A 20,047-nucleotide genomic window follows, 5' to 3' on the forward strand; every position below is an offset into this window, starting at 1 on the left:
TTCATTCCCACTCGATGGTTCCCGGCGGCTTGGACGTGACGTCCAGCACCACCCGGTTGATCTCCTCGACCTCGTTGGTGATGCGGTTGGAGATCCGCGCGAGCAGCTCTGAGGGCAGCCGCGACCAGTCCGCGGTCATGGCGTCCTCGGAGCTCACGGGGCGCAGCACGATGGGGTGGCCGTAGGTGCGGCCGTCGCCCTGCACGCCCACCGAGTGGACGTCCGCGAGCAGCACGACCGGCATCTGCCAGACCTCGTCGTCCAGGCCGGCGCGGGTCAGCTCCTCGCGGGCGATCGCGTCCGCGCGGCGCAGGATGTCCAGGCGTTCCTCGGTGACCTCACCGATGATGCGGATGCCGAGACCCGGGCCCGGGAACGGCTGGCGGCCCACGATGTTCTCCGGCAGGCCCAGCTCGCGGCCCACCGCGCGGACCTCGTCCTTGAACAGCGCGCGCAGCGGCTCCACGAGGTCGAACTGCAGGTCCTCGGGCAGCCCGCCCACGTTGTGGTGGCTCTTGATGTTCGCCGCGCCCTCGCCACCGCCGGACTCGACGACGTCCGGGTAGAGGGTGCCCTGCACGAGGAAGCGCACCGGCTCGCCGTCCTGCGCCTCCTCGCTGAGCACCTTGTGCTCCGCGGCCTCGAAGGCACGGATGAACTCGCGGCCGATGGCCTTGCGCTTGGTCTCCGGGTCCGTGACGCCCTTGAGCGCGTCCAGGAAGCGGTCCTGCTCGCGGGCGATGTGCAGCTTGATGCCCGTGGCGGCCACGTAGTCCTTCTCGACCTGCTCGACCTCGTCCTGGCGCATCAGGCCGTGGTCCACGAGCACGCACGTGAGCCGGTCCCCGATGGCACGCTGCACGAGGGCGGCGGCCACGGCGGAGTCCACGCCGCCGGAGAGGCCGCACAGTGCCTTGCCGTCGCCCACCTGGGCGCGGATCGCGGCGACCTGCTCCTCGATGATGTTGCCGGTGGACCACGTGGGGGTCAGCCCGGCGCCCTGGAACAGGAAGTTCTCGATGACCTTCTGGCCGTACGCGGAGTGCTTGACCTCCGGGTGCCACTGCACGCCGTAGAGCTTGCGCTCCCGGTTCTCGAAGGCGGCCACGGGGGCGCCCTCGGTGGTGGCGAGCGTGGTGAAGCCCTCGGGCGCCGCCGTCACGGAGTCACCGTGGCTCATCCACACGGTCTGCACGTCCGGGGTGCCGTCCAGCACGGTGCCCACGGTGTCCGCGGTGCCGGTGGCCGTGGTGGCGCCGTACTCGCGCACGCCGGTGCGCTCGACCTTCCCGCCCAGGGCGTTGGCCATCACCTGGAAGCCGTAGCAGATGCCCAGGACGGGCACGCCGGTCTCGAAGAGCTCGGCGTCACGCTGCGGGGCACCGGGCGCGTACACGGACGCGGGGCCGCCGGAGAGGATCAGTGCAGCGGGGTTGCGCTGGAGGATCTTCTCGGTGGACCAGGTGTGCGGGACGATCTCGGAGTACACGTTCGCCTCCCGCACCCTGCGGGCGATCAGCTGCGCGTACTGCGCACCGTAATCGACCACGAGTACCGGGCGTTGCTCCAGGTCGCTCAGGTTCTCAGGGGATTCAGTCACGCGGACAAGTCTAGAACACCCCGCCGACACGCCCCGACGGTCTCAGTAGCGCTTCGCGGCCTTGGGATTGGCCGCCAGCTCGGCCTCCGTGGAGCGGTGGATCTTGCGCTCCACGATGAAGGAGAGGAACGGCACCACGCCGCCCAGCGCCATCACGATCAGCTGCGCGAAGGGCCACCGCATGAGCGACCACACCCGCAGGCACGACAGGACGTAGACCACGTAGAACCAGCCGTGGATGATCAGCACCCACGTGGAGATGTTGACGCCGCCGGCCAGGTTCTCCAGGTCCAGGTTCTGCCATCCCAGAGCCACGGTGGCCCCCGTGGCCTTGTCCGTGCCGCCGGCGATCAGGTCGTAGTGGAACACGTAGCGGGTGATCATCTCCACCACGAGCAGCAGCAGGAAGGTGCCGGAGACCCACGCGCACACCTTGTAGACGTTCAGCGCGGTGCGGATCTGGGCCTCGGTGCCGCCGAAACGACGCCGCGGCTTCAGCGCGGCGGCCTTGGCGCGCACGCTGTCAGGCACGGTGGCGCGCTCGGGGCTCGCATCCTCGGGTGCGGTGACGCGCACCCCATCGGTGCGGCGGACCGGGCGGGGGTGCAGATCGGGCTGCGGCGTGTGGTCAGTCATCGGTTGCTCCGTCGTCGGATCTCGGGGTCTGGTTCTCGTGCGGCGACAGGGTCCGGGCGGCGTCCGCACGGGCCTGCTGCGCGACCGCGGGCTGGTCGTCGAAGTAGTAGTAGCACCGGTCCTCGGCATCCCAGTAGTAGTAGGACTGCTCGGCCTCGTCCCAGAAGTAGTCGCCCTCGAAGTAGAAGTACTGCTCGGGGTTCTCCCGCCGCAGCTGCTCGTCGCGCACGAAGCGCCACCACATGAAGAAGGCGAAGCCGGCGAAGACCACCCACTCGATGGCGTAGAAGAGGTTCAGCGCGTGCAGGGAGGTGTCCGTGGGCTGCTGGTCGATCTGCAGGCGCCCCAGCCCCGCGCTCATCAGACCTGCCGACGGCTCGAGCGCGCGGTCTTTGGTGACCGGGGCGAGCTCGGCCGCCGGGTTCTCGGAGAACGCGGCCACGTAGCCGGAGTACACGGGGGCGTCCCACAGGTTGCTCAGCTGCGCGGAGGACACGGACCCCACCTGCCCCGCGGGCAGGTTGTGGTCCGGCAGCGGGGCGTCCGTGGGCAGCAGGCGTCCGATCACACGCACCTCGCCCGACGGCGCCGCGGGGGCCTTCTCGGGTGAGGCCACCCAGCCGCGCGCCACGGCAAGACCGAGGTCCGAGTCCGCGACGTCCCAGCGCCCCCGGGAGTCCGGGATCACGAGCTCCGTGACCACCCAGTACCCGGTGGCCCCGTCCTGCAGCCGCCCGGGGACGAGCACGGTGGAGTCCGCGCGGTAGCGCCCCTCGACCGAGACCACGTGGTCCGCCTGCTGCGAGGTGACCGTCTCACCGGGAGCGGTCACGTCCTGCAGCGAGGACACACGGTCCTTCGCGGGGTCCGCCACGGTGGTGGAGCGCAGGGAGGCATTGAGCTGCCACATGCTCAGGGACACGAAGAGAGCCGCCACGAGCAGGGCTACCGCCAGGAAGGCCAGTGAACGGGGTCGCAGGGCGGTTTTGAGCACGCCTCAACCCTACTGTCACGCCCTGGGCGTTTCCCAACGAGCCGGGCCGGCCTGCCACTGGGCTCAGTCGCGGATGACCACGTCCGCGCGCTGGAACTCCTTGAGGTCCGAGTAGCCGGTGGTGGCCATGGCGTGGCGCAACGCTCCCATGACGTTCGAGGAGCCGTCCACGTGCCGGGAGGGCCCGTTGAGTAGCTTCTCGAGCGGGCCCACGGTTCCCACGTGGGTCCGCACCCCGCGCGGCGAGTGCTGGTGGTGCGCCTCCGCGCCCCACAGCCAGCCCTGCCCCGGTGCCTCCTCCGCGCGGGCCAGCAGGGTCCCGAGCATCACGGCGTCCGCACCCATGGCAATGGCCTTGACGATGTCGCCGGAGGTGCCCAGACCGCCGTCGGCGATCACGTGGACGTAGCGCCCACCGGACTCGTCCAGGTAGTCGCGACGCGCGGCCGCCACGTCCGAGATGGCCGTGGCCATCGCCGCGTGGATGCCGAGGATGGACTCGGTGCGCAGGGACGCTCCCCCGCCGAAGCCCACCAGCACACCCGCCGCGCCGGTGCGCATCAGGTGCAGCGCGGGCGTGTAACCCGCCGCACCACCCACGATCACCGGGACGTCGAGGTCGTAGATGAACTTCTTGAGGTCCAGCGGCTCCTGGGCCCGCGACACGTGCTCCGCGGAGACGGTGGTGCCGCGGATCACGAAGAGGTCCACCCCGGCCTCCAGCACCGTGCGGTAGTGCTCCACCACGCGCTGCGGGGACAGGGAACCGGAGACGATGACCCCGGCCTCCCGGATCTCCGCGAGGCGCGCGGTGATCAGCTCGGGCTGGATGGGCGCGGAGTAGAGCTCCTGCATGCGGCGCGTGGCCTGCGGCAGGTGCTCCGAGCTGAGGTCCGCGATCTCGTCCAGCACGGGCTGCGGATCCTCGTAGCGCGTCCACAGACCTTCGAGGTCGATCACGCCCAGACCGCCGGCGCGTCCCAGCTCGATGGCCGTGGCCGGGGACATCACCGAGTCCATGGGCGCGCCCACCACGGGGATGTCGAACTGGTACGCGTCGATCTGCCACGCGGTGCTGACGTCCTGGGGGTCCCGCGTGCGGCGCGAGGGGACCAGGGCGATCTCGTCCAGGCTGAACGTGCGGCGCGCCCGCTTGGAACGCCCGATTTCCATGTCGTAACTCACGAGAGGTCCTTTCACCGCGCGTCAGGCACGGAGGGTCTGCGGCGTGCTCAGCGCTTGTAGTTGGGCGCTTCCACGGTCATGGTGATGTCGTGCGGGTGGGACTCCTTGAGGCCCGCCGGGGTGATCCGCACGAAGCGGCCCTTCTGCTTGAGCTCCGTGACGTCGTGCGCGCCCACGTAGAACATGGTCTGGCGCAGCCCGCCGTCCAGCTGGTGCAGCACGGAGGCCAGCGGGCCCCGGTACGGCACCTGGCCCTCGATGCCCTCAGGGATGAGCTTCTGGTCGTCGGAGACGTCCGCCTGGAAGTAGCGGTCCTTGGAGTAGGACGTATTCTTCCCACGGGACTGCATGGCACCCAGGGAGCCCATGCCGCGGTAGGCCTTGAACTGCTTGCCCGCGACGAAGACGAGCTCTCCCGGGGACTCGTCGCAGCCGGCGAGCAGCGAGCCGAGCATCACGGAGTCCGCACCGGCCACCAGGGCCTTGCCGATGTCGCCGGAGAACTGCAGACCGCCGTCCGCGATCAGCGGCACGCCGGCGGGGATGGTGACCTGGGCGGCCTCGTTGATCGCGGTGATCTGCGGGACGCCCACACCGGCGATGATGCGCGTGGTGCAGATGGAGCCGGGGCCCACGCCCACCTTCACGGCGTCCGCGCCGGCGTCGACGAGGGCCTGCGCACCCGTTCGGGTGGCGGCCTGACCGCCAATCACGTCCACGTGGGCCGCCGCGGGCTCCTTCTTCAGCCGGGCGATCATCTCGAGCACGCCCTGCGAGTGGCCGTTGGCGGTGTCGATGAACAGGGCGTCCACGCCCGCGTCCACGAGCATCATGGCCCGCTCCCAGCCGTCACCGAAGAACCCGACGGCCGCACCGACGCGCAACCGGCCCTCGTCGTCCTTGGTGGCCAGCGGGTACTGCTCCGCCTTGGTGAAGTCCTTGACCGTGATGAGCCCGGTCAGCCGGTCCTGCTCGTCCACGAGGGGAAGCTTCTCGATCTTGTGCGTGGCCAGCAGCTTGTGGGCCTCGTCCTTGCTCATGCCCACCTTGCCCGTGACGAGCGGCATGGGGGTCATGACGTCGCGCACGAGCCGGGTCTCGAAGTCGCTCTCCGGCAGGTAGCGGGTGTCCCGGTTGGTGATGATACCCAGCAGCCGCTGGTTCTCGTCCACCACGGGCAGGCCGGAGACCTTGAAGTAGCCGCACAGCCGGTCCAGCTCCGCGAGGGTGGCGTCCGGGGACACGGTCACGGGGTTGGTGATCATCCCGGATTCGCTGCGCTTGACGCGGTCCACGTGGTCCGCCTGGTCCTGGATGGACAGGTTGCGGTGGATCACGCCGATCCCGCCCTGACGGGCCATGGAGATCGCCATTGCGGATTCCGTCACGGTGTCCATGGCCGCCGAGAGCACCGGGGCCTGGAGCGTGATCCTGCGCGACAAGCGCGTGGTGGTGGAGGCCTCCGACGGGATCACGTCCGTGTTGCCGGGCAGCAGCAGCACGTCGTCGTAGGTCAGTCCGGTGAATCCGAACGGGTCGTCCATCAGTGCCGTGGGCACGGGTTCAGTCACGAATAGTCCCTTTCAGACGAGGATGTCCGCACCAGTCTACGGCGCGGCTCCGACGCGTTCGCGCCGCGGGCTCAGCCGGCGGTGCCTGCCTCCACGGCGGCCACGAGGCGCTCGCGCAGCAGCGGCGCCATGCTGCGGGTGTAGTCCCCGGTGAGGTGGTGGGAGTCGAGCCACACGGCCACCCGGCCGATCTCCGGCGGGCACGCGTCCCCCGGGCAGATCAGCCCGGTCGGGTCGATCCCCACGAACCCGGGGACCGACTCCAGGGACTCAGCAGGGTTCCGCTCCCCCAGCACGCTCGTGCGCGGCACGCGGCAGGAGGAGTCCTCCCAGCCCTTGCGCTGGGCGCAGCGCGTGGGGTCCACGTCCAGCCTCGGGTTGTCGCGCAGGCCGAGCACCGTGGTGCCCTGCGCCGTGAGCTCCCGGGTCACGGCCTCGAGACCGCTGACCACGTGCTCGGCCCGGGCGTCCATCAGCTCGGAGCGGGTGGAGGTGGTCACCACGGCGTCCGGGTGCAGCTCCTCGAGGTAGGAGAGCACGGCCTGGTTGCCCGCCCTGCACGTGTCCGACTGGCCCTCCAGGCCGAAGCCGCAGCCAGGCTGGAGCAGGGAGACCAGCTGCCAGTGGCGCTGCCGCGCGACCGGGATGATCGCGCCCATGTACTGCTCCATATGGGAGTTGCCCACCACCGCCACGACCCGCGTGGGGTTCTCCACCGGCTCGTCCTGCCGGCAGAATCCCTGGGCCACCGGGTTCGCGCTCGCGTAGTCGGCCTCGCAGGCACGGGGAAGGCCCACCCACTGCTCCTCCATGGTGGCGGGGACCACGGGTGCGCTGGGGTCCCCGGTGGGGTCGTACCCCGGGGCCAGGGACTGCGCCCCCGGGTTGCTGCTCCCCGCCTGCGCCGCCAGCTGCGAGGCGCGGCGGCCGTCCAGCGCGGCCCACGTGCCGGCGGTCGCCAGCACCAGCCCCGGGCACACCGCGATCACCAGCGCGAGCCGCCACCTCCTCGCCTCCGGCCACGCCCAGCGCCGCAGCGGTGTCTCCACGAACCGGGTCAGCAGCACGGCGAGCAGCACGGAGACCACCACGATCCCCGCGCCGGCCCACCACCCGGCGGCCGAACGGTCGCGCACCACCAGCCAGGTGACCAGCAGCGGCCAGTGCACCAGGTAGAGCGCGTAGGCGGCGTCGCCCAGGCGCACCACCGGACCCCACGCCAGGAGGCGGTCGACGCCCACGGGCGAGCCGCTGCGCCCGGCGACGACGATCGCGGCCGCGGAGAGAAGGGGCCACAGTGCGATCCACCCCGGGAACGCCCCGGCCACGTCCACGACGATCCCCACGGACACGAGACCCACCAGCCCGCACCACCCCAGCGGCACCCGCGCACGCACGGGAAGCCTCAGGTACGGCACCGCCAGGGCCAGGAGCGATCCGAGCGCGAACTCCCACAGCCGGGCCCGGGTGTCGAAGTACGCGAAGTTCTGCTGGGTGTGCGTGCTGATCACGGACCACGCCAGCGAGGCCCCGAAGACCGCCCCGAAGCAGACCGCGAGCACCGGCACGCTGCGCCGCCCCGTCCGCCGCTTCACGAGCCAGGCCAGCCCGAAGACCAGGGGCCAGAGCAGGAAGACCTGCCCCTGCACGGACAGGGACCAGAAGTGCTGGAACGGCGAGGCGGCGGAGCGGTCCGCCGCGTAGTAGTCCACGGCGTGCACGGCCAGCAACCAGTTCTCCGCGTAGAGCACGGAGGCCACGCCCTGCGAGCGCAGCCCACTCGCGTCCTCGGCGGGGTAGAAGCACCACACGAGGACGAAGGTCGCCAGCACCACCAGCGTGGCCAGGGGCAGCAGACGCTTGAACGTGTGCAGCCAGTAGCGGCCGATCGTCGGCCGGCGTCCGCCCTCGATCCTGCGCACGAAGGACAGCGTCATGAAGAACGCGGAGAGGAACAGGAATACGTCCACCCCGCCTGCAACCCGGCCCATGAACACGTGGTAGAGCACCACGAGCAGCACGGCCACGGCGCGCAGTCCCTGCACCTCGGGGCGGAAACCGGGCGGTCCCACCACCGGGTCCCGGAACCGGCGGCCCACGGAGGAGGACCGGCGTGCGCTCTGCATCAGGACAGCCTAGACCGGCGGCACCCAGGCCGTGGGCGTGCGTCCCGGCGGAACCGACCGGCTCCGCCGCGGTCCGCACCTGCTACGACGACGACCGGCGGCCACCCCGTTCAGGGTGGCCGCCGGTCGTGCGGTGGACCCGGACCGCAGCCCGGGGCCGTGCCGGGGACTCAGTCCTCCGGCTCGTCCTTCTTCTCCGCGACGAGCGTCTCGGTGGTGAGCACGAGCGCCGCGATGGACGCCGCGTTCTGCAGCGCGGAACGCGTGACCTTCACGGGGTCGATGATCCCCGCGGAGAGCAGGTTCTCGTACTCGCCGGTCAGCGCGTTGTAGCCGTTGCCCGGCTCCATGTCCGCCACGCGGGCGGCCACGACGTTGCCGTCCTGGCCCGCGTTCTCCGCGATCCAGCGCAGGGGCTGGACCAGGGCACGGCGCACGATGTTCACCGCGGTGGCGGCGTCCCCGGTGAGTCCCAGGTCCGTGCCGTCGAGCGTCTTGGAGGCGTGCACCAGGGCGGAACCGCCGCCGGCCACGATGCCCTCCTCGAGCGCCGCACGCGTGGAGGACACGGCGTCCTCGATGCGGTGCTTGCGCTCCTTCTGCTCGACCTCGGTGGCGGCGCCGACCTTGATCACGGAGATGCCACCGGCCAGGCGCGCGAGGCGCTCCTGCAGCTTCTCGCGGTCCCACTCGGAGTCCGTGCGGGCGATCTCCGCCTTGATCTCGGCCACGCGCTCGGCGACGGCGTCGGAGGATCCGGCGCCGTCCACCAGGGTGGTCTGGTTCTTGGTCACGGTGATGCGCCGGGCGGTGCCCAGCTGGGAGAGGTCCACGCCGTCGAGCGAGATGCCGAGCTCCGGGGTGATCACGGTGGCGTCCGTGAGCACCGCCAGGTCCTGCATGATCGCCTTGCGGCGGTCGCCGAAGCCGGGGGCCTTCAGGGCCACGACGTCCAGCGTGCCGCGCAGCTTGTTGACCACCAGGGTGGACAGGGCCTCGCCCTCGACGTCCTCCGCGATGATGGTCAGCGGCTTCTTGGCCTGCAGCACCTTCTCGAGCACGGGCATCAGGTCCTGGATCGAGGAGATCTTGCCCTGGTACAGCAGCACGTAGGTGTCGTCCAGGACGGCTTCCTGACGCTCCTGGTCCGTGATGAAGGACGGGGACAGGTAGCCCTTGTCGAACTGCATGCCCTCGGTGACGTCCAGCTCGACCTCGGTGGAGGAGCCGTCCTCGATGGTGATGACGCCGTCCGTGCCCACGGTCTCGAAGGCGCGGGCGATCAGCTCGCCGATCTCCGTGGACTGCGCGGAGATCGCGGCCACGTGGGCCACGTCCTGGCCCTCGACCGGGCGGGCGTTGTCGAGCAGGCGCTGGGACACGGCGGCCACGGCGGCCTCGACACCGCGCTTGATGTCACCGGGTGCGGCACCGGCGGCGACGTTGCGCAGGCCTTCCTTGACGATGGCCTGGGCGAGGACGGTCGCGGTGGTGGTGCCGTCACCGGCAACGTCGTTCGTCTTGGTGGCGACCTCCTTGGCGAGCTGCGCACCGAGGTTCTCGTACGGGTCCTCGAGCTCGACCTCGCGCGCGATGGTCACGCCGTCGTTGGTGATCGTGGGGGCGCCCCACGTCTTGTCGAGGACGACGTTGCGTCCCCGGGGCCCGAGGGTGACCTTGACGGTGTCCGCGAGGCGGTTGACACCGGCCTCGAGTGCTTTGCGGGCGGTGTCGTTGAACACCAACTGCTTGGGCATGTGTGCTCCTTACGAGAAGAGGAAATGACGGCGCGGTGCCCACGCTGCCCGTGCGGGCGGACGGCGGGCACCGCGCTCAAAAGACGTGGGGTGGTTACTTCTCGATGACGGCCAGCACGTCGCGCGCCGGGAGCACGAGGTACTCCTCGCCGTTGTACTTGACCTCGGTTCCGCCGTACTTGGAGAAGATGACGACGTCACCCTCCTTGACGTCCACGGGGATGCGGTTGCCCTTGTCGTCCACGCGGCCCGGGCCCACGGCCAGGACGGTGCCCTCCTGGGGCTTCTCCTTGGCGGTGTCCGGGATGACCAGACCGGAGGCGGTGGTCTGTTCAGCGGCCAGCGGCTGAACCACGATGCGATCCTCGAGGGGCTTGATGGAGACCGACACGATCTCTCCCTTTCTTCTAGGCGTGTGAGACGGTGTGCGTCCGCGCGGTGTCACGGGGTCCCGTGACCGCGGGCGCCACAGGCCAGTTGGCGTGCCAACCGTCGTCGCGGTGCCGATTGAGCGCCTGGCCTTTAGCACCCTCACCAGGAGAGTGCCAAGAATTACTGTAGGGAGGCCGCCCGCGCCCGGTCAAGGCGGCTTCGCGGCGCTCCCCTGTGGGCTGAATACGGGTCGACGACGACGCCGCGGCGGGGCTCCGCGCGCGACGCCCCACCCGTGGTGTGATGGAGCGGTGAACACCTCTCCCGCCCCCGCCGACCCCGAGGCCGCCGGCCTGGCCCACCTGCTCACCCCCGAGGGCATGCGCCTGCTCGACGAGCTCGGCCCCTACGACCCCTCGGCCACGCTCGCCCTCTCGGAGTCCCTGCGGGCGCGAGGGCACTCCCCCGAGCTGGTCTCCGCCGCCCTGACGCAGTCGCGGCTGCGCGACCGGGCGCGCACCAAGTTCGGGGAGTTCGCGCAGCACATGGTCTTCACGCAGGACGGCGTGGAACAGGCCACGCGCTGGTCCGTGGCGGCCCTGCACGCGCAGCGCTTCGCCCAGGCGGGGGTCCGGCACGTGGTGGACCTCGGCTGCGGGGTGGGTGCGGACTCCCTCGCCCTGGCCGCCCTGGACCGCACGGTCACGGCCGTGGAGCTCGATCCCCTGACGGCGGCGGTCGCCACGGTCAACCTCACGGGCTGGCCGGACGCCCGGGTCGTGTGCGCGGACGCCGAGACGCTGGACCTGGACGGACTCGAGGCCGGCCCCGCGGACGGCGTGTGGCTGGACCCCGCGCGCCGGGCGTCCGCGGACGGCCGCACGCGCCGGATCTTCGACCCCGAGGCCTTCTCTCCCCCGCTGTCCTTCGTGACCGCCCTCGCGGACACGGGCCTGGCGGTGGGCGCCAAGCTCGGCCCCGGGCTGCCCCACGAGCACGTCCCGGCCACCGCGGAGGCGCAGTGGGTCTCCGACCACGGGGACGTGGTCGAGGCGGTGCTGTGGTTCAACACCGTGCGCCGCCCGGACGTCGCCCGCGCGGCACTGGTCCTGGGGCGCGGCCCGGGCCCCGCGGCGTCGTCGTCGGAGCCCGCGGAGGACCACGACGCCGCCGGGGCGGCCGCGGAGCTGACCTCCGACTCGTGGCACTCCCCGGCACCCGAGGGCGAGCTGCTCGGTCCCGTGGGGCGCTACCTGTACGAGCCCGACGGCGCCGTGATCCGCGCCGGGCTCGTCACGGACCTCGCCCAGCGGATGGGCGCGCACCTCGTGCACCCCACCATCGCCTACCTGAGCTCCGACGAGCTCGTGCGGACGCCGCTGGCGCGGGCCTACGAGGTCCGGGAGGTGCTCCCCCACACGGTGAAGGTGCTGAAGAAGTGGGTGCGCGAGCACGACGTGGGGACCCTGGAGATCAAGAAGCGCGGCACGGACGTCACCCCCGAGCAGCTGCGCAAACAGCTCGCCCCGCGCGGTTCCGCACGCGCGACCCTGGTGATGACGCGCGTGCAGAACTCGCAACGTCAACGACGTGTGGTGCTGGCGGTGGACCCCGTAAGCTGATGCTCCCTGTGCCGCGGTGAGGGGCCGGGTCCCGGAGGACGATCTCCGCTCAGGGCCACGACCACCACCCCCGGCGCACCCACGAGAGGACCACGCCGTGCACATTGATTTCCGCAGCTCAGAACGTTCCACCCTCGGCGTGGAGTGGGAAGTGGCCCTGGTGGAACGCTCCACCGGCGAGCTCGCCCCGCGCGCGGAAGAGGTCCTCGAGGCCGTCGTGGCGCAGCACCCGGAGCTCGGCGAGGAGGGGGACCACCCCCGGGTCACCGGCGAGTTCCTGCAGAACACCGTGGAGATGGTCACCGGCGTCAGCGACACCGTGGCCGAGGCCGTCGAGGACCTCGCCCAGACCCAGGACCGGATCCGGGAGATCACCGACCCCCGCTCGCTGGAGATCTTCGGTGCGGGCACCCACCCGTTCTCCGACTGGACCGAGCAGCCCGTGGTGGACAAGGAGCGCTACTACAAGGTGCTGGACCGCGCCCAGTACTGGGGCCGCCAGATGGTGATCTTCGGGATGCACGTGCACGTGGGGATCAACCACCGGGACAAGGCCCTGCCCATCCTGGACGGCCTGCTCAACTACTACCCGCACCTGCTGGCCCTGTCCGCGAACTCCCCGTACTGGTGCGGCCACGACACCGGCTACGCCTCCCACCGCGCCCTGATCTTCCAGCAGCTCTCCACCGCGGGGCTGCCCTTCCACTTCGACACGTGGGAGGAGTACGAGTCCTACGTGGGGGACCTCATGAGCACCGGCGTGATCGAGGAGATCTCCGAGAACCGCTGGGACATCCGCCCCGTGCCCCGTTTCGGCACCGTGGAGATGCGCGCGTGCGACGGGCCCTCCACGCTGCGCGAGGTCGGGGCGCTCACGGCCCTGACCCAGTGTCTCGTGGAGTCCTTCTCGCGCTCCCTGGACCGCGGCGAGGCGATCCCCGTGATGCCCCCGTGGCACCACCAGGAGAACAAGTGGCGCGCGGCGCGCTACGGACTGGAGGCGATCGTGATCCAGGACGCACAGAACCACGAGCGGCTCGTCACCGAGGACCTCACCGAGCTGCTCGAGAAGCTGGACCCGATCGCCCGCGAGCTGGACTGCGCCACCGAGCTCGCGCACGTGGAGGACATGATGACCGGCGCCACCGGCTACCAGCGCCAGCGGCGCGTGGCCGTGCAGAACGGCGGGGACCTGCGCGCCGTGGTCCGTGACATCGTGGAGCAGAACCGCACCACGCGCTGAGGTCTCCGGTTCAGACCGCGGCGGGCATGGCCACCGTGGTCACCGGCAGCCCGGGGTCCGCGGTGAACGCGATCCCCGTGGGAGCCACCCCCTGCGCGACCAGCCGGGAACCGAGGGCCGCGACCATCGCGCCGTTGTCCGTGCACAGGGACAGCGGCGGCACGACCACCGTGATCCCGTGGCGGGCGCAGCGCTGCGTGACGACCTCCCGCAGTCGGGAGTTCGCGGCCACGCCGCCGCCCATGAGCAGCGTGGTGATGCCGTGCTCGGTGCAGGCCAGCACGGTCTTGCGCGAGATCACGTCCACCACGGACTCCTGGAAGCTCGCGGCCACGTCCGCCACCGGAATGGGCCGGCGGGCGGCGTGGAACGTCTCGACCACGCGCGCCACCGCGGTCTTCAGCCCGGAGAAGGACATGTCGTAGCGGTGCGGTCCCGGATTCTCCGCCGAGCCCATGTACTTGCCCGCGGTGAGTCCCCGCGGGAACGAGAACGCCTCGGGGTCCCCCTCCGCCGCCGCCCGGTCGATCGCCGGGCCACCGGGGTAGGACAGGCCGAGCAGCCGGGCGACCTTGTCGTAGGCCTCGCCGGCGGCGTCGTCGATCGTGGAGCCGAGCAGGCGGACGTCGCTCGTGATGTCCTGGACCGCCAGGATCTCCGTGTGCCCGCCGGAGACGAGCAGCGCGCCCAGGTGCGGGGGCAGCTCGCCGCCGTCGCCCAGCAGACCCACCCCCACGTGGGCCACGAGGTGGTTGATGGCGTAGAGGGGCTTCCCGGTGGCCACCGCGAGCGCCTTGGCCGCGGCAACGCCCACCATGAGCGCTCCGGCGAGCCCGGGCCCGGAGGTCACCGCGATCGCGTCGATCTCAGCCATCCTCACGCCGGCGTCCGCAAGCGCGGTGCGCACGGTGGGGACGAAGGCCTCGAGGTGCGCGCGGGAGGCGATCTCCGGGATGACTCCCCCGAAGCGCACGTGCTCGGCCATCGAGGAGGAGACCGTGTTGGTCAGCAGCTCGGTGCCGCGCACGATGCCCACGCCGGTCTCGTCGCACGAGGACTCGATGCCCATCACGAGGGGGTCAGCGGTGTTCATGGACGGTCCTTCCGTCCGCGCTACGCTCCTGCCGGCCGGCGGGCTCCAGCTCGCAGCGCATGATCAGGGCGTCGTGGCCCGGGCCGTAGTAGTCGGCGCGGGTGTGGATGTGGTCGTAGCCGAAGCGGCGGTAGAGCGCCTGGGCCCGTGGGTTGTCCGCGCGGACCTCGAGCATCATCTCGTGCGCGCCGCCGCGCAGGGCCTCCTCGTGGAGCACGCGCAGCAGCGTGGCCCCCAGTCCCCTGCCCTCGTGCTCCCGGGCCACGGCAATGGTCTGCACGTCCGCGACCGGCGGGATGCACATCATCCCCGCGTAGCCCACGACCTCCCGGTCCCGGGTCACCACCCAGTAGCGCCGCGTGGGGTGCGCGAGCTCCTCGTGGAACATCTGCGCGGGCCAGGCGTCCTCGGGGAACAGCTCGGTCTCCAGCGCGTGGACGACCTCCAGGTCCTCCGGCTGCATGGGCCGCAGCGCGTAGCCGCGGGGCAGGCCGGCCACGGCCGCGCTCGCCGCGCCGTGCCCGCTCACGAGGTCGCCCGCTTGGGTGCCCCCGGGACCTTGGCGTCCGACTCGCGCAGGTAGAGGGGCGAGGTGTCGGTGCTCAGCTCACCGCCGCGGCTCGTGACGGACCACGCCGCGCGGGCCAGGTCTGCCGCGCTCGGGGCCACGTCCGTGCCCTCCACGGCCGGGCGGGGCACGCGGTCCGGGTACAGCGCCGTTCCGGAGCCGTAGCAGGGGACGTCCGGCAGCTGCTCGGGGGCCGAGACCTGAGGATCGCCCGCGGGCAGGACGACGACGCCGCCCTCCTCCGCCACGCGGTAGCGGCGCCAGTACAGCTCCTTGCGCCGCGCGTCGATCGCCACGGCGAACTCGGGGTGCCCCGCGGCGAGCGCGAGGGGCCCCACGCGGTGGGCCACGGCGTCGAGCGAGCACAGCCCGTGGACGGGCAGGTCCCAGGCGAAGCCGAGCGTGCGCGCGGTCACGAGCCCGGCGCGAAGACCCGTGAAGGGCCCCGGGCCGGTGCCCACGAGCACCGCGTCCAGGTCCGCGCCGGTGAGTCCCGCGCGGGCCATCAGCTCCTGCACGGCGGGAGCCAGGGCCTCCGCGTGGGAGCGGGTGTCGGTGGTGTCGAAGCGTTCGAGCACCTCACCGTCCCGGGACAGCGCCACGGACGCGATCGACGAGGAATCCAGACTCAGCACAAGCACCCGGACAGTCTAGTCCCGCACGCACGGAGCCCCTCCGGGCACTCCCGGTGGGAGGCTCGGAGGGGCTCCGTGCGGTGGTCGCCTACTCCTGGGTCGCCAGGCGCTGCGCCGCGCGGGCGTCGCTGCGCTCGATCATCCCGAACAGCACGCGGTAGGCCAGCAGGCCCACCAGGGTGATGCCCACGAGCAGCCACAGTATGGTCCCGAAGTAGTCGCCCTCCGGGGTGCCGCCCACGCTCAGCCCGCTGAACCACGTGGGCTTCCCGGACATCAGCATGGCCGTGTAGGCCACGCCGATGGGAGAGGCCACGTTGATCACCAGGTTGTAGAAGCCCACGGCCACGCCGGACTTCGCGGCCGGCATGAGCAGCAGCGCGCTGGACAGCAGCGGCGCGTAGAGCAGCCCGAAGCCCACCGAGAACATGGCCATGGCCACCACCATCGCCACCACGGAGACGTTGACGAAGATCCCCGCGACCGCCAGGGCCGCCGCGAGCAGGCACAGCGCCAGCGTGACCGCCTGCTTCGAGTCCAGCCGCTTGCTGACCACGCCGGACAGCGCCGCCGTGGACGCTCCCAGCACGTAGCCGGGGATGGTGAGCATCGAGACCTTGTCCATGGCCATGCCGTGGACGCCGTGGATCGCGAACGGGAACAGGAACACGAACGCCAGGTTGACCGAGTAGATGATGAACACGATCACCAGGGCGCTCATGTAGGGGCGGTTGGTGAAGAAGGACCAGTCCACGAGCGCGTTCGGGTTGGTGCGCACGTGGCGGATGAACAGGGCACCCGCGATCAGCACCGGGATCCACCACCACCAGGTGAACGCCTGCATGAACATAATCACGCCGGTCGCGATCACCGCCACGAGGAACAGCCCGTAGACGTCCACGCCGGAGCTGGTGTGCGCCACGTCGTCCGGCACGCGCTTCTTGATGAACGGCAGGGAGAGCACCATGAGCAGGGGCACCAGGAACATCCAGGTCCAGGACACGTACGTGGCCAGGAAGCCCGAGATCAGCGTGCCGATCAGAGACGCCAGCTGGAAGGACATGTTGGAGAAGCCCAGGTACTTCTTCAGCTCCACGCCCTGGAAGTGCTTGGTCACGTAGACCACGTAGAGGGTCTCCGCCGCGGCGAGGCCCGCCGTCTGGACGATGCGCCCCACGAGCACCACCCCGAAGGACGCGCTGCCCACGAAGCCGATCACCGAGCCCACCACCACGAGCCCCACGCTGAGGTAGAGCAGCTTGCGGATGGCGATCGAGTCCGCGAGCGCGGAGTACACCACGGCGCCGATGCCGATCAGCACGCCGGTGAGCGTGGCCTGCAGGCTCACCGTGGACTCGCTGAGGTTCAGCGCCCGCGCCATGGGCTGGGACGTGAACTTGAAGCCCTGGTCCACCACCAGGCAGAAGATGAACAGGAACAGCAGCACAGGCACGGCCCGGCGGGGGTCCACGCCACCCGTGCGAGGGCGGGCAGCCGGCGCCGCCGTGCCCGCCCCGGTGGCCGGGACCGCCGCTGCCGGGGTCGAGGCCGCGCTGACGGGTCCCGCGCTCGCGTCGCCCGCGCCGCGGTCCGGGTTCTGGTCTGGGTGCGTCATCTCGCTCACAGCTCCGTCACGGTTGCGGCCAGCTCGATCATGTTCGCGAACCCCGTCTGGCGCTCCTCCGGGGTCATCTGCGCGTGGGTCACGAGGTTGTCCGAGACCGTGAACACGGCCAGCGCCTCCACCCCCGCCGCAGCTGCGTTCGCGTACAGCCCCACGGTCTCCATCTCCACCGCGAGCACTCCCATCTTCGCCCAGCGCTGCGCGGTGTCCTCCTGCGCGTGGTAGAAGGTGTCCGAGGAGAACACGTTGCCGGCGTGGGCGGTGAGGCCACGCTCACCGGCTGCGCGGTACACGTGGTCCAGCAGCCGGAAGGACCCGGTGGGTGCCCACGTGCCGGGCAGGTCGAACTGCGCCAGGTAGTTGGAGTCCGTGGACGCCGCCTGGGCGAGCACCAGGTCACCCAGGTCAAGGTCCCCGGAGAGACCGCCGCACGAGCCCACGCGCACCAGCTTGGTGCACCCGAACACGTGGATCAGCTCCCAGCTGTAGAGCGCGATCGAGGGGATGCCCATGCCCGTGCCCATCACGGACAGCTCCCGGCCGCGGTAGGTGCCGGTGTAGCCGTACATGTTGCGCACGGAGTTGAACTGCACGGCGTCCTCGAGGAACGTCTCGGCGATGAACTTGGCGCGCAGCGGGTCCCCGGGCAGCAGGATCGTCTCGGCGATGGGCGCCCCGTCGGGCTTGATGTGCGGTGTCGATGTCCCTGTCGCGGGCATTGCCTTCTCCTCGGGTCGGTTCGCAAAGTCTGCAGACCGCCCGCGGGCCGACTGCGACGTCGAGACCCCCGGGGCCGTGCCGCCGGGCGTGACGTGCAGGCTCACCCGCATTCTGCCACGCGGGCCCCCGCGACACGCGGGCGGGCGGGCCTGTCGAGCCGGGGCCGACCATGCTCGTCGACGCCGCCCCCTCAGAGGTCCAGGCGGTCCGACCAGCGGGGCCCGTAGCCGCGGATGATCAGCGTGCGGGGCTCGTCGCCGTCCTGATCCTCGTCCTCCCACTCGTGGTTGAGGGCGCGGATCGCGTCCGCCACGTCACCAGCCTCCCCGGCGTCGGGGTCCTGCGTGGTGGCCGGTTCGGCCACCACCGGGACGGCCCCGGTGACAGGGGCCGGCTGCGTGATCACGGGCAGACCGGCGGTGTCGAGGGAGACGGTGCGGCCGGCGTCGTCGCGGTGCAGCTGGTACTGGAGCGTCGGCGGCCCGTGGTGCTCCGGCCCCACGGCGCTGACGCCCTGGGGCCGCACGACGTCGACCACCAGGCGGGACTCGCTCAGGTGCTCGACCTTCGAGGAGCCCCACTCGACCACCGTGACGCACCTGTCGAGCGTGTCCTCCAGGTCGATGGACTCCAGGTCCGCGGCCGTGTCCAGGCGGTACGCGTCCACATGCACGAGGTCCGGGCCCCCGGGGCGCGGGCCGTCCGGGAGGTTGGGGTGACGGCGGCTGAGCACGAACGTGGGCGAGATGATGCCCTCGCGCACGCCCAGGCCGTGGCCGAGCCCCTGCGTGAAGGTGGTCTTGCCGGCCCCGAGCTCACCGTTGAGCATGAGGAGGTCCCCGGCCCGCAGGTGAGGGGCCAGGCGCTCGGCGATCCCCCGCGTCTGCTCCGGGCTCGTGGGGTGCAGCGTGAGCGTCCAGTTGGGCTGCTCGAAGGCCTCGCCCTCCGAGGCACGCGTGGGGCGCGGGTCCTGCGGCATGCTGTGCGCGGCGAGGGCGCTCGCGCTGCGGGAGACGGTGACGTCCCCGAGGGTCAGGTGGCTGTGGCTCGTGTGCTCGCGGGGCACGCGCTGGGAGATCCGGGTGACCACCTCGTAGTTGATGGTCCCGGCGGCGTCGGCCCACTCGGTCACGGAGGGGTGGTCCCCGGCCCCGAAGAGCACGGCCTCGTCCCCGATGTGCACGAGCGGGTCCACGGCCTCGTCCACGACCGCCTCGGCCTCGGGAGCGCCCGCGGGCGTGACCGTGTGGCCCAGGGCGAGGTCCACGACGCACTGGTCCATCGCGATCCGGCCCACCACGGGGTAGACCCGGCCGCCGATGCGCACGGGTGCCCCGGTGGCCACGCGCGGGACACCGTCCGCGTAGCCCAGCGGGATCAGGGCCAGGTGGGTGTCCCGCGCGGTGCGGTAGCCCAGCCCGTAGGAGACTCCGCTGCCCCGGGGCACGGCCTTGACGTTGGCCACGCGGGCGCGCAGCGTCATGGCCGGAATCAGGCCGAAGTCCTGCGGCGTGCGGTCCTCGAAGGGGCTCAGACCGTAGATGCCCAGACCCACGCGCACGGCGTCGCGCAGCATGGAGTCGGGGTCCTCCAGCCGGTCCGCGGAGAGCAGGCCCGGTGTGTTGGCGGCGTGCACGAGCGAGGGCGTGAGGCCGACCCTGCGCGCGGTGCGCACGGCGTCCGTGAGGGCGTCAAGCTGCTGCTGCGTCTCCTCGCGGCCCGGTTCGTCCGCCACGGCCAGGTGCGTGAACACGCCCTCCACCCGCAGCAGGCCCTCCTCCTGGGCACGGGCCGCGCGCTCCACGAGCCCGGGCCACTGCTCGGGGGTCGCGCCGTTGCGGCCCAGCCCGGAGTCGAGCTTGAGGTGGACCACCGCAGTGGTGCCGGTGCGGCGCGCGGCCTGCAGCACGGCGTCGAACTCCCACCCGCTGATGCCCAGCCGCACGTCCTGGTGCAGGGCCTCGTCGAAGTCCGTGGACATGGTGTGCAGCCACGCGATCACCGGCGCGGCGATCCCCGCCTCGCGCAGGGCCACGGCCTCGGACACGTGCGCCGTGCCGAGCATGGCCGCCCCCGCCGCGAGCGCCGTGCGGGCCACCTCCGGCGCCCCGTGGCCGTAGGCGTCCGCCTTGACCACGGCGATCAGCTTCCGGCCGCGGGCGAGCTGCGTGAGTCTCACCACGTTGTGCCACACGGCGGAGAGATCCACCACGGCACTGCGCTCGCTGGGTTCCTGGGGCTGCCACGACGTCATCACACTCACGCACCCCATTGTGCCCTGCGCGCGGGGCGGGCGGCACA

General features: G+C 71.5%; 16 protein-coding genes. 2 read left to right on the forward strand and 14 right to left on the reverse strand.

The window, feature by feature from the left end; genetic code table 11:
- Position 1: 1 nt before the first annotated feature.
- The 8 genes from guaA to groES form a co-directional block, all read right to left on the reverse strand.
- The gene (gene guaA / locus KVA01_RS00480; RefSeq protein ID WP_141268492.1) at positions 2-1,600 is read right to left on the reverse strand and encodes a glutamine-hydrolyzing GMP synthase; all 1,599 of its coding nucleotides are present in this window, start codon (positions 1,598-1,600) and stop codon (positions 2-4) included.
- A gap of 42 nt (positions 1,601-1,642) precedes the next feature.
- Positions 1,643-2,236: a DUF3817 domain-containing protein gene (locus tag KVA01_RS00485; protein WP_141268494.1), complete on the reverse strand. Its 594-nt coding sequence runs from the start codon at positions 2,234-2,236 to the stop codon at positions 1,643-1,645.
- Positions 2,229-3,230, reverse strand: a complete 1,002-nt coding sequence (locus KVA01_RS00490) for an SURF1 family protein (protein WP_141268496.1) — start codon at positions 3,228-3,230, stop codon at positions 2,229-2,231. Before KVA01_RS00490 ends, KVA01_RS00485 begins: the two co-directional genes overlap by 8 nt.
- 63 nt (positions 3,231-3,293) lie before the next feature.
- Positions 3,294-4,415 (reverse strand): GuaB3 family IMP dehydrogenase-related protein, encoded by a 1,122-nt coding sequence (locus KVA01_RS00495; RefSeq protein ID WP_141268498.1) that lies wholly within the window; start codon positions 4,413-4,415, stop codon positions 3,294-3,296.
- Between the two features lie 47 nt (positions 4,416-4,462).
- Entirely contained in the window at positions 4,463-5,959 is a 1,497-nt protein-coding gene (gene guaB / locus KVA01_RS00500) for an IMP dehydrogenase (RefSeq protein WP_068466958.1), read from the reverse strand.
- Between the two features lie 98 nt (positions 5,960-6,057).
- Positions 6,058-8,112 (reverse strand): acyltransferase family protein, encoded by a 2,055-nt coding sequence (locus KVA01_RS00505; RefSeq protein ID WP_141268500.1) that lies wholly within the window; start codon positions 8,110-8,112, stop codon positions 6,058-6,060.
- A gap of 170 nt (positions 8,113-8,282) precedes the next feature.
- The gene (gene groL / locus KVA01_RS00510) at positions 8,283-9,869 is read right to left on the reverse strand and encodes a chaperonin GroEL (protein ID WP_068466875.1); all 1,587 of its coding nucleotides are present in this window, start codon (positions 9,867-9,869) and stop codon (positions 8,283-8,285) included.
- Between the two features lie 94 nt (positions 9,870-9,963).
- Positions 9,964-10,260, reverse strand: a complete 297-nt coding sequence (gene groES / locus KVA01_RS00515; RefSeq protein WP_035959438.1) for a co-chaperone GroES — start codon at positions 10,258-10,260, stop codon at positions 9,964-9,966.
- Between the two features lie 292 nt (positions 10,261-10,552).
- Here groES and KVA01_RS00520 point away from each other — a divergent pair, with 292 nt between their 5' ends.
- Positions 10,553-11,863, forward strand: coding sequence for a THUMP-like domain-containing protein (locus KVA01_RS00520; RefSeq protein WP_082810156.1), 1,311 nt, complete (start codon positions 10,553-10,555; stop codon positions 11,861-11,863).
- 97 nt (positions 11,864-11,960) lie between these two features.
- Positions 11,961-13,106 (forward strand): glutamate--cysteine ligase, encoded by a 1,146-nt coding sequence (locus tag KVA01_RS00525; protein WP_068466873.1) that lies wholly within the window; start codon positions 11,961-11,963, stop codon positions 13,104-13,106.
- A gap of 10 nt (positions 13,107-13,116) precedes the next feature.
- Here the strand turns inward: KVA01_RS00525 and tsaD are convergent, their stop codons facing one another.
- The 6 genes from tsaD to alr all read right to left on the reverse strand — a co-directional run bounded on the left by tsaD (position 13,117) and on the right by alr (position 20,000).
- Positions 13,117-14,199 (reverse strand): tRNA (adenosine(37)-N6)-threonylcarbamoyltransferase complex transferase subunit TsaD, encoded by a 1,083-nt coding sequence (gene tsaD / locus KVA01_RS00530; protein WP_141268502.1) that lies wholly within the window; start codon positions 14,197-14,199, stop codon positions 13,117-13,119.
- Complete coding sequence (gene rimI, locus KVA01_RS00535; protein ID WP_371858558.1) at positions 14,186-14,728, reverse strand: ribosomal protein S18-alanine N-acetyltransferase; 543 nt, start codon at positions 14,726-14,728, stop codon at positions 14,186-14,188. Before rimI ends, tsaD begins: the two co-directional genes overlap by 14 nt.
- Entirely contained in the window at positions 14,725-15,408 is a 684-nt protein-coding gene (gene tsaB, locus KVA01_RS00540) for a tRNA (adenosine(37)-N6)-threonylcarbamoyltransferase complex dimerization subunit type 1 TsaB (RefSeq protein ID WP_141268504.1), read from the reverse strand. The genes rimI and tsaB overlap by 4 nt, the downstream gene beginning before the upstream one ends.
- 82 nt (positions 15,409-15,490) lie before the next feature.
- Positions 15,491-17,017, reverse strand: coding sequence for an MFS transporter (locus KVA01_RS00545; protein ID WP_141268506.1), 1,527 nt, complete (start codon positions 17,015-17,017; stop codon positions 15,491-15,493).
- Between the two features lie 5 nt (positions 17,018-17,022).
- Positions 17,023-17,745 carry a purine-nucleoside phosphorylase gene (gene deoD / locus KVA01_RS00550; protein WP_068466865.1) on the reverse strand — a complete coding sequence of 241 codons (723 nt, stop codon included), beginning with the start codon at positions 17,743-17,745 and terminating at the stop codon, positions 17,023-17,025.
- A 191-nt stretch (positions 17,746-17,936) separates the two neighbouring features.
- On the reverse strand, positions 17,937-20,000 hold the full coding sequence (gene alr / locus KVA01_RS00555; RefSeq protein WP_068466863.1) for an alanine racemase: 2,064 nt from the start codon (positions 19,998-20,000) through the stop codon (positions 17,937-17,939).
- Positions 20,001-20,047 lie beyond the last annotated feature (47 nt).

It is taken from the genome of Kocuria varians (assembly GCF_006539885.1).
In the GTDB taxonomy this organism is placed as follows: domain Bacteria; phylum Actinomycetota; class Actinomycetes; order Actinomycetales; family Micrococcaceae; genus Kocuria; species Kocuria varians.